Consider the following 9,608-nt stretch of genomic DNA (forward strand, 5'->3'; position numbering starts at 1 on the left):
GATGGCAACCTATCCCCCGATCTATCTGAACTGGAAGGGCCCGGCCGGCCGCGAAACGATCGACGAGGTTGACCGCGCCACCTTCGGCGAAGGGCGCGAAGGCTTCAAAGCCTGCCGTGCCGAGGTGCGGCGCCTCATTGATGAATATGCACTGGCTGGCATGCCCGGCGTCTACTCATCGTCGCGGCCGTGCGCGAATTGGAGGGCGTGACCATGGCGCGCCATTCCCTCGACCCGATCCCGAACCGGCTTCGCCATTCCATTGCCACGCTAGAGCGGGCGGCGACTGTTCGCCCCCTCACTGCCCGGGAACGGCAGCGGCACGGCCGGATGATGACACGGGCGGAATCGTTGCGGCGCGCGGCCGATCGCAGGGCCCGCGGCTTTGATGAGCCGGTGACGGCCGCATGCCTCGCAATCGAGGCGGCGCGCCTGGCATGCACTGCCCTGTCTATCGGCGGGTTCGTCTTGATCTTTTCCGCATTCGTGGGGGCGTGATCATGGGACCGCTCACAATCTACCTTCGCCGGGAACCGACGACCGACGAAATGACGCGGCAATGTGCCGAGCGTCACCACGGCGGCAAGCTAGCGGCCCATGAGCGCGACGTGGTTGCGTATGAGGATCCGACCGGATTGACGGCGAAAGGCCGGTGGCCCTGGCACCATTCGAAGCCGGACAGGCGCAACCGCTATGTGATGCTGAATTGCTACCGCTGGCGCGCCGTGTGGCTTCCCGACCTCGCCTAGCTGCAGTCTGGCGGGCGCCCGTCGCCCGCTATGCGGCCGCTAGAGCCGAACCCGCGCAATCACGCGCACCATAAGGAAAACCGACCTATGACCATGCACAACACCACCGCCGCCGCTTCCCTTGCGCCGTCTGCCGTCATCGAGCGGGCGCAACTCGCCTTTGCCTTCGAAACCGTCAAGCTGGCGACCGAAAAGCGCAATTCGGATCCGATCCTTGCCACTGCCCGCATTACCGGCGACGGCACAAGCGCGATCGTGACGGCGACGGATTGCGATATGGAAATTTCCGTGACCATTCCGGGCGCCGTCGATTCCCGGCTGGCCATGTGCCTGGACGTGCACAAGTTCGCCGACCTCCTGAAAAAGGCGCCGGCGGCCGACATGGTGGCGCTTTCCCAGCCCGGCGCCGGCAGCCCGGCCGCGAATGGTGATCCGACCTTTGACGGCAAGGCGACGGCCGATTTCGAGCGCGTCACCTACAAGCTTCCGGCAATCCATCCGTGCAACTGGCCCCCTCTGCAGGCGCCGGACGCCTCGACGTCTGCCCGGCTCGACATTCCCGGCGCCGTGGCGCGCGATTCCTTCGCGGCCGTTGCCGGCGCCATATCGACCGAGGAAACGCGCTACTATCTGAATGGCGTCTACATGCACCGGCCGGACAACGGCGTTGGGCGCGCCTCGCCCCTCACCCTTGTGGCGACCGATGGTCATCGCCTCTATCGGCAGACGGTCGCGGCCGGCGACGTGCTGCAGAACCCCGACAGCTTTCTGCCCGGCGTCATCCTGCCGCGAAAGCTTGTCGCCATCCTGGGCAAGCTTTGGAAGGGCAAGGCATGCCCGGAATCGGTCACCTTTACCGTCGCGGAAAATCGCGTCGCGATCGAATGGGGCGCCGTGCGGATCGTTTCCAAAGTGATCGACGGGACGTTTCCGGAATATCAGCGAGTCATCCCGGCCCATAACGGCAATGTGGCGCGGATCAGCGGCGCCGCACTGACGGAAGGGGTGAAGGCGGTCGCCACGATATCGGACGATAAGGGGCGCGCCGTCCGGTGCACCTGGGATGCCGGAACCGTGGCACTCGTCACGCAATCGCCCGACAACGGATCTGCGCATACAGATGTGGCGTGCACCTATGATGGCGACCCGATCGAGATCGGTTTCAATAACCGCTACCTTGTCGACCTGGTGGCGGTTGCCGGCGAAGCCGTGTCGGTTGCCATGGGCGACGCCGGATCCCCTGCCCTGATCACCGGTGACCGCGACGGCTGGACGGGCGTGCTTATGCCCGTCCGCGTCTAGGGGCTCCTGTAGCGGCGTCTGATCGGATCGGGCGCCGCATCCCTCCTGTCATGGCTCCTACCTGGAGCGCTACCCCTCGCCGATTACGGCACCCGAAAGGAAAACGCTATGAACAGTCTCCGCAACCTCTTCTCCGGCCTAACCATCAGCGACGATGGCCGATCCTACGTCGACCCCGTGCTCGCCGATTTTCTCACGGTCGATGTCATCACGGGCAGCCGGGAGCTTCCCGGATTTATCGAAGCTGGCCGCCCCGGCCGGCCCGGCGTCACATACGAGTCGCACCGCTTCTGGGTGCATCAACTTGCCTATGGCCGCGACGTCGATAGCTACGGCGCAGATGCCGAGGCATCCGGCGTGCTGATCGTTGTCCGGCACGGCGGCGGGTGGGAAATCTGGCAAGGCGACTCCATGCTGGCTGAAGCCCTCGCCTTCTACGGCGACGACGACCGCGGCCTGTTTAAGCTCTGCTGGACACTTCGCGATATTGCGCGGAATGCACGCGCCGCCGGCCATCAGGAGGCGTCGACGGAATACAAGAAAGCCTTCGTTGATGGCCGCTTGAAGAAGCGCAAGAAGCGGGGAATGTCCGCATATTCCGTTTGGATCGAGGCCAGCACAAAGGTCGACGATCGCGCCGCATGAAGCGGAATCTTCCACCCCTCCTGTAGCGACGCCAGGCACCCCCTTGTGGCGGTTCCTGGCAGCCAATCACGGCAACACGAAAGGAAAGACCATGGACAACGATTCGAGCCGCGCCGAGCACTGGACGGCGCCCGTAAACCTCACGCCGAAGATGCTTTCTCGCATGATCGGAAACGCCGATTGGGGCGACCTGTCACGGGACGAGATCGCCGAGGCGCTACGGATTGCGTGGGCCGAGGCGCGCTATGCCTATCAGGGCGAGGCAAGCCGATGAACGCCGTTGCAATCGTCCCCCTCGATCCCGGCTGCATCTATCAGAGCTCGCGCTACCAGGTGGAGCGCGGCACCGGCTCGACGGTCGTCGATCTTTCCACCGGACAGACGAGGTGGATACAGCCGGGCGCGGCCGAGGATGCTTTCCTCCTCGCCTTGAAGGGCTGCCGGCTGGACGACCCGTGGAAGGCGATAACGCTCGCCGACGGCTATCTGAGGCACTTCTTCGGGGAGCCGCCGCCGGACTTCGACCTGGAGCGTGCGAGGGGCCTATAGCGGCATCGGGCCTCCCCCTGTGACGACATTGGAGCCGGCGCGGTTGCGGCGATCGCGCCGGCTCTTCATATTCCATCGGGCAATGACTGCCCGCGCCAATCACGGCACCGAAAAGGAACGACCGCATGTCACCGACGAAGATTCCGACCTATCGCCACGAGCCGCTCGAGACCTGGCAGCTCAACGGCATCCTGCGAAACCTGAACATGAGCGAGGCGGAACTGTCGCGGCTCACCGGCGCCCGGGAGAAGACGATCGCGCTATGGCTCGACGAGCGCGCCACCGACCGGCCGCCGCCGCACTGGCTGAGGGTGTTCCTCGACCTGATGAACGACCAGGCGAACCGCGACCGGGCGCATGAGACGACGAACAGGGTGCTGCTGGACGAGGCGACCTATCGGGAGAAGCGCGATGGCCCGTGACGGCATCGGGGGGCCTGTGGCGACGTCTGGCCCCCTCCTGTCGTGGCCTGTCAGTCACTTCTCGCGGCGAGCTCGACCGACCGCTTCCTTCAGCACGCCGCGGCGCACCTGCGGCCAGCGCCGCATCATCCGCTCCCATGTCACCTCGCGGCCATTGGACAGGACGAACACGGCATAGTCGAGCGCCCGGCGCAGATCCTCGGTGGCGATCCGCTGCGCCTCTTTGCTCGGCAGCGAGATGAACTCGAAGGCGTCGCCGAGGATCTCGCTATCGATCAGCGCCATGGAATCGGACGGCACCTCGCGGCGCAACTTTCCCATGGTGTCGAGCGCTTCCAGGCGCGGCGCCGAGAGCATTGATGGCCGGGCCGAGTTTCCGGTCGGCTCTTTCATCCAGTCAGGCGAGGCGAGTGGCGCACGCTCAGCCGTCTCGTTGGTGTCGCGGATGGTTCGGGCCATCCTGCGGCGGAGATCGCCCCAGCCACGCGCCAGGTCTTTGTCGCGATCGCTGGCAGACCGCGCCACCGGATCGTCGATGTCATCCGTGGCGAGCAGATACTCGACCACCCCGCCGTAGATGTTCAGCATGGCGACGGTCTTGCCTCCCTCGGCGCGGGTGAGATGGCGATGGCGGAACGACTGGCGCTGGCCGGAACGGCCGGGCGCGCCGCCGGGCTTGTACGGCTTGCGGACTGGCGCATTGAAGGCGCGCCGGCATGCGGCATGGAAGCGATTCCGCTCCGCCTCGAACTTGACCCCGCGCCGGTAGAAGCCGGCCAGCGGCACCACGAGCGGAGCCCCCGGTGTAGCGGCGTCTGGCCCCTCTGTAGGGGCGTGCGAGATCAGTTCGTCGAAGGCGCTCATTTGCCAGCATCCAGGATTGAGTATTGCCCGCTGGCATCCGGCCGAGGCGGGGCGATGCGATCGAGCCGGGCGCGGTCCTCGCCGCGGTTCGCCAGTTCGATCTTCAGAAGCGAGATCAGTGCGTCGACGCCATGGGCAGTCTCGAACCGCGTCATGGCGGAGCGGAGGTTGCGCGTGGCGACCTTCTCCGCATAGCTGGGCCCGTCCGTCGCCGGATCGAAGCAGCGCGGCGCCATGGGCCCTGTGGCGGTTCTGCGCCGGCTCATGCGAGCCCCCAAGCGATGAGCGCGAGCCACGCGGCCTTGCAGACCATGTGAAGCGCCTGATCTTGGGCGAAGGTCGTGATGCCGCGGGTCTTCGCCTCGTCGATCGCCATGTGAACGATCGTCTCCAGAAGGCAGAGGAGAAGCGAGCCAGTGATCAGCAGGACAGCGCCACCGTGGATCGCGCTGTGCCCGAACAGATGCCAAGCGCGAAGCGGGCCCTTTTGTTTCGCCGATGCGAGGAAGTCGCCCTGCAGCGGATAGTCCGCCACGAAGTGACCGGCGATGAGCAGTGCAAGCAACTCGCTCATCGGCCGCCCCTCCCATCCCGGCTCGTGGCCGTGAACACGAAGTCCTCCAGGATGCCGCCGTCGAGCCGCTTCGTCTTCAGTTGGGCGAGCCATGCCTGCCGCTGTACCTGCGCCAGTCCGCGGAACGGCGTGCGGTTCAGGATCCCGCTCACCTTGCCCTTGGTGAAGCGGCCGAGGCCGGCTTTGGTCATCTTCTCGGCGATGGCGCGCTCGGTATAGCCGCTGAGGAACAGCACGCTGGCGACATAGCGGACGCGGTCGGTGTGGAGCTTCGGGCGCTCTTTCATGCCTTCGCCCTCCGCCGCTTGCGCTCGACCACGACCTGCCGGCTGTTGCCCTTCTTGCCGCGGGCGTAGATCACTCCGAACGCGCTCTCCGGCGTGATCTCGTCGCGGACGCGCGCCGCCCCGAACACGTCGGCCTGCAGCTTCTCGTGCTCGGTCAGCTTCCGCTCATAGGATTCGGCGTACATCTTGCTGTTCAGCAGGCCGTCGACGATGTGCTCGTAGGCCGCGCGCCGGGCCGCGCCGAACGTATCGAACAGCACCGGATCGCCGCCCCTCTTCAGAGAGTACGGCTGGGCGCGATGCGGCACCGCGACCATGGCGAGGAAGGCCGTGCCCTCCGGCTTCGCGAACGCCCGCCAGGCATTCCCTTCTCTACTCGGCATTGATCTCGACCTCTGACTGGAAACCGGGGCGGTTGGGGCCTGTCCACGCGCCTCTGCCGTTGCGACAGAGCGTGGTGACGACGGTGGAGTGGACGATGACGAACCGGGCATCGCCGACGATGGCGACGTACCGGGGGAATTGCGGAAGGTGGCAGCGGTGGAGGAGGCAGAATATCTCCGCCTCGATCTCGTGGAACTCGTCGCCGTGCGGTCGATCCGTCTTCTTCAGGACGCATTGCCAGTAGCGAAGGATCGCGTGCTCGCTGACGTGGATGTGGGCGGGGGCTTCAATCGGCATCGCTGAACCTCATGGTCTCGCCGTCGAAGCGGAGTTGGCGCTTCAGCCCGCCCTCCATGCCGCGGCTCTTGTCGGTGAATACCCAGGCCCTGCCCCGCTCCCGGTCCATGTCGGCGATCCACTTGTCGTGCTTCTCGACGGCAGCCTTCGCCGGCTCCTTCTTGCGGAGGACCAGTTCCGGCCGGTGGACGAACATGACGATGTCGGCGTTCTGGACGATCGACGCGCCGCCGAAGAGGTCGCTGGCGATGGGCCAGCCACTCGGCCGGTCGAGCAGGTTCTTCTCGTTGATCTGCGAGAGCAGCAGGATCGGGATGTTGAACTCGCCGGCCATGATCTTGGCCTCGATGACGGCGTCCATGACGCGGTCCATCAGCGAGTCCTTCTTGCCGCCGCGGATCAGAAGGAGGTGGTCGATCACGCCCATGGCGAGGCCGCGCTGATGCTTCAGTTTCATCATGCGGGCCCGGATGACCTCCATCGTCATCCGGCGGCGCTGGTCAATCATGATGGGGTAGCTGTGCAGCTTCTCACGGCCGCGGGTGGCGATCATCTCCGCCTCGCCACGGTTCACCGCGGCGCGCTCGATCTTGAACGAGGGGATGCCGAGGAAATCGGCGAGCGATCGGGCCGCGTGCTCCTGTCCGTTCATCTCGAGGCTGGCATTGTAGATGTAGCCGAGACCCTTGCGCTTCGCGTCGAGGGCGGCCGCTTCCATGATCGACTTGGCGAGCGCAGACTTGCCGCCCGACGACATGCCGGCGAGGACATAGACCTTGCCGCCGATCAGCGGGCCCATCACCTCCTCGACACCCTTCAAGCCGGGCGACAGGCCGTAGCCGCCCGTATCCTCGTCATCGACCATGGCCGAGACGCGCTGGGCGACGTCGTCCGCGAACTCGCCATAGGTGCGCATGTCCCGGTCGAAGGCGTTGCCGCCGACCGAGGTGATCGACCGGACCGCTTCGTCAACGACATCCTCGTTCCGCACCGACGGGTCCATGCCGCGGATTTTCACGATCGTCGCCTGCAGGGAATCAATCATCTGCCGGCGCTGGCCGAGCGTGACGACCGTGTCGACGTAGGCGGCGAAGTCGAATCCCTCCATGTTGTTCTGGAGCTCGTGGATCAGCGCACCGAGGAACATCTCGAGCGCGGTATCCTCCTTCCTGTCGGATGGATCGATGCGGAGCCGGACCTGCGCCTTGTTCGGGGTCTGGCCGTTGGCCGCGACCTTCTGCATGGCGTCCCAGATGCGGGCATGCCGGGTGACGAAGAAGTGCGACGGGTCGAGCTTGCCGCTCACCTCGAAGAACTCGTGGGGGTTCGTCAGGCAGTAGGCGATGATCGCCCGCTCGTGCTGGGGAGCGGAATCGGACTGCGGCACGACTTCCTGGCGGCGGCGATCGCTCATGCGGAAGCCTCCGCAACAACCGCCGTCTCGCTGTCGAGATACGCGCCTATGAAGTCGCGCGTGGCTTCCGCGTCGACCGCGTTGCCGTAGGCGCGCAAGCGTCCCACGCGGGCGGGAGCCCCATCAGCCAGCGGGGATGTGCCGGGTTCAACTGGCCTCCACTTTCCATCCCGGCAGAACAGCCAGTCAGCATCTCGCCAGAAGCCGTTAGTCGGGCCGGGCCGTCCGTGTCGATCTTGTCCACGCCTCTCACTAGACAGGCGCACCCGTGCTTCGTGCCGTGGATCGCTTTCTGCCCCTTCGACCGACCCGACGTGTCGTGGGCCTGCGGAGTTGTCCAACCCGCCGCCATCGACGCATCCGTCAGCGTCAGGCCGAAGCCCTTCGATCGACGAGCCTCGATCGTCTCGCCGTTCCCGTTGTTCGTCACTGTCGGCGTAGGCCAGCCCGCAAGGCTCGGGTCGCCTCGCACCGGGTCGAAATAGTCGATCACCTCCGTCGTCATGGACTTTTGCGTTCCCGCTTTCCCGTTCCGTCGGTTCTGGTATCCGAGACGGGGTTCGTGCGCTGTCGGCGTGCCCCATCCTTTTCGCGGCAAACCGGAGGCGTTGGCGGATGTGCGGGGCGCCACTGCCCGCAGAGCAGGTATCGACAGCCCCGAAGGCGTAGCCCGCTGCTTCCATGTCAGCCGATACAAGGTCGAGCCAGCCGAGGCCGTCCTTGCTCGCAACCTGCTCTCCAAGAACGTCGTCAGGACGGCACTGGCAGATGAGGTAGAAGAAGGCGGGCCAAAGGTGCCGCTCATCATCAAACCCGCCGCCTTTGCCTGCCGCGCTGAAAGGCTGGCATGGACACGATCCGGTCCACACCGGACGATCATCCGGCCAGCCGGCGAGACGGAGCGAGTAGGACCAGACTCCGATGCCGGCGAAGAAGTGGCACTGAGTAAATCCAGAAAGCTCATCTGGCTCGACATCGGCAATGCTCCGCTCGTCCACGACGCCGGGCGCGATGTGCCCCGCCGCGATCAGGTTGCGCAGCCACTGCGCGGCGTAGGGATCGAATTCGTTGTAGTAGGCAGTCACGATGCCGCCGCCCCTTCGAGGATCGACAGCTTCGGCAGGGCGATCATCGTTGTGCGCAGTTCGCCGGTCGTCTGCGTGACGTATGTCCATTCCCGGCGCGCGACCTTGATGACGAGGCCCCCGTAGCGCACCTCGGTCTTGTGGATCTTCGGCGCCGGTGCGGGCTTCGCCCCGGCTGCCGACGAGACGGCCTTCGAATGCGGCAGCCCTTCAAGCTGGCGCAGGGTCTGCACCTGGTGCGGGACGAAGTCGGTCTTGAACTCGGCGTTGAGCCGTTCGGCCACCTGCGGCGCGGTGAGCCCTTGCTTGATGAGCGCGACCGCCCTCAGCCGGACATCGGGCGCCCATGGCGACTGGTTGTTCTGCGTGGGGATGCCGAGATAACCGAGCCGGCCTTTGACCTTCCGGGGGTCGCGGCCGAGGGCGGCGCCGATGACGCTGCAGCTCTTGCCCTGCCGACGCATCGCGATGGCGACGTCAGTCTCTTCCTGCGTCCACTCGCTCCTGCGACCGGCCTTCATGCCGACACCCGCGAGCGCTCGGCGTCGTCTTGGCGTTTCAGTTGGTCGAGGGCCTTGGCGACGGCTTGGAACGTGAGGTTGAGGCGGCGGGCGATGTCCGTGGACGGGTAGCCTTGGGCCTTCAGCATCCTGACGCCGGCGATGTCTCCGGTGTCGAGGGCGCTGCGCGGCCGTTCGCCCTTGCCGCTGCGGTTGAGGCGGATGGCCTCTTCGCCGTCGCTGCTGCCCGCCACGACGGAATAGCCGATGCCCCACGCGGTCTTGATCTGCAGGCCGAGCGGGTCGAGGAGCCCGCGGATCTTGCAGACGACGACGTCGATGATCTTCGGGGACGGTTGGTCGTCCCGGTCCTCGTAGAGCACCCCGAAAAGTTCAGTCTTCGCCACGACGCGCGGGTAGCGATCGATGAGCGTCTTCAGGACTTGGAACTGCAGTTGGGAGAGGTGGGCGGTCTTGCCGTTGAAGTAGACGTCTCCGGTCACCGGCTCCATCAGAAGGTCGATCGGGGCGACCTC

General features: G+C 65.8%; 18 protein-coding genes. 8 read left to right on the forward strand and 10 right to left on the reverse strand.

Features of this window, described 5'->3' with window-relative positions; all coding sequences use genetic code 11:
* Window position 1: 1 nt before the first annotated feature.
* From ACEQX1_RS01475 to ACEQX1_RS01510, 8 genes are all read left to right on the forward strand, one after another.
* A complete protein-coding gene (locus ACEQX1_RS01475; protein WP_370193839.1) occupies window positions 2–211 on the forward strand; it encodes a hypothetical protein in 210 nt (69 codons plus the stop codon).
* Between the two features lie 2 nt (window positions 212–213).
* Entirely contained in the window at window positions 214–498 is a 285-nt protein-coding gene (locus ACEQX1_RS01480) for a hypothetical protein (protein WP_370193838.1), read from the forward strand.
* Window positions 499–500: 2 nt separating this feature from the next.
* A complete protein-coding gene (locus tag ACEQX1_RS01485; RefSeq protein WP_370193836.1) occupies window positions 501–749 on the forward strand; it encodes a hypothetical protein in 249 nt (82 codons plus the stop codon).
* Between the two features lie 87 nt (window positions 750–836).
* Window positions 837–2,051: a DNA polymerase III subunit beta gene (gene dnaN / locus ACEQX1_RS01490; RefSeq protein ID WP_370193834.1), complete on the forward strand. Its 1,215-nt coding sequence runs from the start codon at window positions 837–839 to the stop codon at window positions 2,049–2,051.
* Between the two features lie 108 nt (window positions 2,052–2,159).
* The gene (locus ACEQX1_RS01495; RefSeq protein WP_370193833.1) at window positions 2,160–2,696 is read left to right on the forward strand and encodes a hypothetical protein; all 537 of its coding nucleotides are present in this window, start codon (window positions 2,160–2,162) and stop codon (window positions 2,694–2,696) included.
* 91 nt (window positions 2,697–2,787) lie between these two features.
* Window positions 2,788–2,970 carry a hypothetical protein gene (locus ACEQX1_RS01500; RefSeq protein WP_370193831.1) on the forward strand — a complete coding sequence of 61 codons (183 nt, stop codon included), beginning with the start codon at window positions 2,788–2,790 and terminating at the stop codon, window positions 2,968–2,970.
* The gene (locus ACEQX1_RS01505) at window positions 2,967–3,245 is read left to right on the forward strand and encodes a hypothetical protein (protein ID WP_370193830.1); all 279 of its coding nucleotides are present in this window, start codon (window positions 2,967–2,969) and stop codon (window positions 3,243–3,245) included. The genes ACEQX1_RS01500 and ACEQX1_RS01505 overlap by 4 nt, the downstream gene beginning before the upstream one ends.
* A gap of 125 nt (window positions 3,246–3,370) precedes the next feature.
* Window positions 3,371–3,667 carry a hypothetical protein gene (locus ACEQX1_RS01510; RefSeq protein ID WP_370193829.1) on the forward strand — a complete coding sequence of 99 codons (297 nt, stop codon included), beginning with the start codon at window positions 3,371–3,373 and terminating at the stop codon, window positions 3,665–3,667.
* 54 nt (window positions 3,668–3,721) lie between these two features.
* Here ACEQX1_RS01510 and ACEQX1_RS01515 read toward each other — a convergent pair whose 3' ends face one another.
* From ACEQX1_RS01515 to ACEQX1_RS01560, 10 genes are read right to left on the reverse strand one after another with little or no spacing between them, the layout of a single operon-like run.
* Complete coding sequence (locus ACEQX1_RS01515) at window positions 3,722–4,531, reverse strand: hypothetical protein (protein WP_370193827.1); 810 nt, start codon at window positions 4,529–4,531, stop codon at window positions 3,722–3,724.
* Window positions 4,528–4,797: a hypothetical protein gene (locus tag ACEQX1_RS01520; protein ID WP_370193826.1), complete on the reverse strand. Its 270-nt coding sequence runs from the start codon at window positions 4,795–4,797 to the stop codon at window positions 4,528–4,530. Before ACEQX1_RS01520 ends, ACEQX1_RS01515 begins: the two co-directional genes overlap by 4 nt.
* Window positions 4,794–5,105: a DUF3307 domain-containing protein gene (locus tag ACEQX1_RS01525; RefSeq protein ID WP_370193825.1), complete on the reverse strand. Its 312-nt coding sequence runs from the start codon at window positions 5,103–5,105 to the stop codon at window positions 4,794–4,796. The genes ACEQX1_RS01520 and ACEQX1_RS01525 overlap by 4 nt, the downstream gene beginning before the upstream one ends.
* The gene (locus tag ACEQX1_RS01530) at window positions 5,102–5,392 is read right to left on the reverse strand and encodes a hypothetical protein (protein ID WP_370193823.1); all 291 of its coding nucleotides are present in this window, start codon (window positions 5,390–5,392) and stop codon (window positions 5,102–5,104) included. The genes ACEQX1_RS01525 and ACEQX1_RS01530 overlap by 4 nt, the downstream gene beginning before the upstream one ends.
* Window positions 5,389–5,709, reverse strand: a complete 321-nt coding sequence (locus tag ACEQX1_RS01535; protein ID WP_370193822.1) for a hypothetical protein — start codon at window positions 5,707–5,709, stop codon at window positions 5,389–5,391. The genes ACEQX1_RS01530 and ACEQX1_RS01535 overlap by 4 nt, the downstream gene beginning before the upstream one ends.
* A gap of 55 nt (window positions 5,710–5,764) precedes the next feature.
* A complete protein-coding gene (locus ACEQX1_RS01540; RefSeq protein ID WP_370193821.1) occupies window positions 5,765–6,073 on the reverse strand; it encodes a hypothetical protein in 309 nt (102 codons plus the stop codon).
* Window positions 6,063–7,487: a replicative DNA helicase gene (locus tag ACEQX1_RS01545; RefSeq protein ID WP_370193820.1), complete on the reverse strand. Its 1,425-nt coding sequence runs from the start codon at window positions 7,485–7,487 to the stop codon at window positions 6,063–6,065. Before ACEQX1_RS01545 ends, ACEQX1_RS01540 begins: the two co-directional genes overlap by 11 nt.
* Window positions 7,484–8,572 (reverse strand): DNA cytosine methyltransferase, encoded by a 1,089-nt coding sequence (locus ACEQX1_RS01550; protein ID WP_370193819.1) that lies wholly within the window; start codon window positions 8,570–8,572, stop codon window positions 7,484–7,486. Before ACEQX1_RS01550 ends, ACEQX1_RS01545 begins: the two co-directional genes overlap by 4 nt.
* Window positions 8,569–9,093 carry a hypothetical protein gene (locus ACEQX1_RS01555; RefSeq protein WP_370193818.1) on the reverse strand — a complete coding sequence of 175 codons (525 nt, stop codon included), beginning with the start codon at window positions 9,091–9,093 and terminating at the stop codon, window positions 8,569–8,571. The genes ACEQX1_RS01550 and ACEQX1_RS01555 overlap by 4 nt, the downstream gene beginning before the upstream one ends.
* Window positions 9,090–9,584, reverse strand: a complete 495-nt coding sequence (locus ACEQX1_RS01560) for a winged helix-turn-helix domain-containing protein (protein WP_370193816.1) — start codon at window positions 9,582–9,584, stop codon at window positions 9,090–9,092. Before ACEQX1_RS01560 ends, ACEQX1_RS01555 begins: the two co-directional genes overlap by 4 nt.
* Between the last annotated feature and the right edge of the window lie 24 nt (window positions 9,585–9,608).

The sequence above is a fragment of the Aurantimonas sp. genome (assembly GCF_964217435.1).
GTDB classification, from domain to species: Bacteria; Pseudomonadota; Alphaproteobacteria; order Rhizobiales; family Rhizobiaceae; genus Aurantimonas; species Aurantimonas coralicida.

Bases quoted from the DNA above. Each gene is read 5' to 3' on its own strand.
- ACEQX1_RS01520 (WP_370193826.1), bottom strand. From the start codon at position 4,797: ATGAGCCGGCGCAGAACCGCCACAGGGCCCATGGCGCCGCGCTGCTTC.
- ACEQX1_RS01555 (WP_370193818.1), bottom strand. From the start codon at position 9,093: ATGAAGGCCGGTCGCAGGAGCGAGTGGACGCAGGAAGAGACTGACGTC.
- ACEQX1_RS01560 (WP_370193816.1), bottom strand. From the start codon at position 9,584: ATGGAGCCGGTGACCGGAGACGTCTACTTCAACGGCAAGACCGCCCAC.
- ACEQX1_RS01515 (WP_370193827.1), bottom strand. From the start codon at position 4,531: ATGAGCGCCTTCGACGAACTGATCTCGCACGCCCCTACAGAGGGGCCA.
- ACEQX1_RS01525 (WP_370193825.1), bottom strand. From the start codon at position 5,105: ATGAGCGAGTTGCTTGCACTGCTCATCGCCGGTCACTTCGTGGCGGAC.
- ACEQX1_RS01500 (WP_370193831.1), top strand. From the start codon at position 2,788: ATGGACAACGATTCGAGCCGCGCCGAGCACTGGACGGCGCCCGTAAAC.
- ACEQX1_RS01480 (WP_370193838.1), top strand. From the start codon at position 214: ATGGCGCGCCATTCCCTCGACCCGATCCCGAACCGGCTTCGCCATTCC.
- ACEQX1_RS01540 (WP_370193821.1), bottom strand. From the start codon at position 6,073: ATGCCGATTGAAGCCCCCGCCCACATCCACGTCAGCGAGCACGCGATC.
- ACEQX1_RS01475 (WP_370193839.1), top strand. From the start codon at position 2: ATGGCAACCTATCCCCCGATCTATCTGAACTGGAAGGGCCCGGCCGGC.
- ACEQX1_RS01545 (WP_370193820.1), bottom strand. From the start codon at position 7,487: ATGAGCGATCGCCGCCGCCAGGAAGTCGTGCCGCAGTCCGATTCCGCT.
- ACEQX1_RS01535 (WP_370193822.1), bottom strand. From the start codon at position 5,709: ATGGTCGCGGTGCCGCATCGCGCCCAGCCGTACTCTCTGAAGAGGGGC.
- dnaN (WP_370193834.1), top strand. From the start codon at position 837: ATGACCATGCACAACACCACCGCCGCCGCTTCCCTTGCGCCGTCTGCC.
- ACEQX1_RS01505 (WP_370193830.1), top strand. From the start codon at position 2,967: ATGAACGCCGTTGCAATCGTCCCCCTCGATCCCGGCTGCATCTATCAG.
- ACEQX1_RS01495 (WP_370193833.1), top strand. From the start codon at position 2,160: ATGAACAGTCTCCGCAACCTCTTCTCCGGCCTAACCATCAGCGACGAT.
- ACEQX1_RS01510 (WP_370193829.1), top strand. From the start codon at position 3,371: ATGTCACCGACGAAGATTCCGACCTATCGCCACGAGCCGCTCGAGACC.
- ACEQX1_RS01530 (WP_370193823.1), bottom strand. From the start codon at position 5,392: ATGAAAGAGCGCCCGAAGCTCCACACCGACCGCGTCCGCTATGTCGCC.
- ACEQX1_RS01485 (WP_370193836.1), top strand. From the start codon at position 501: ATGGGACCGCTCACAATCTACCTTCGCCGGGAACCGACGACCGACGAA.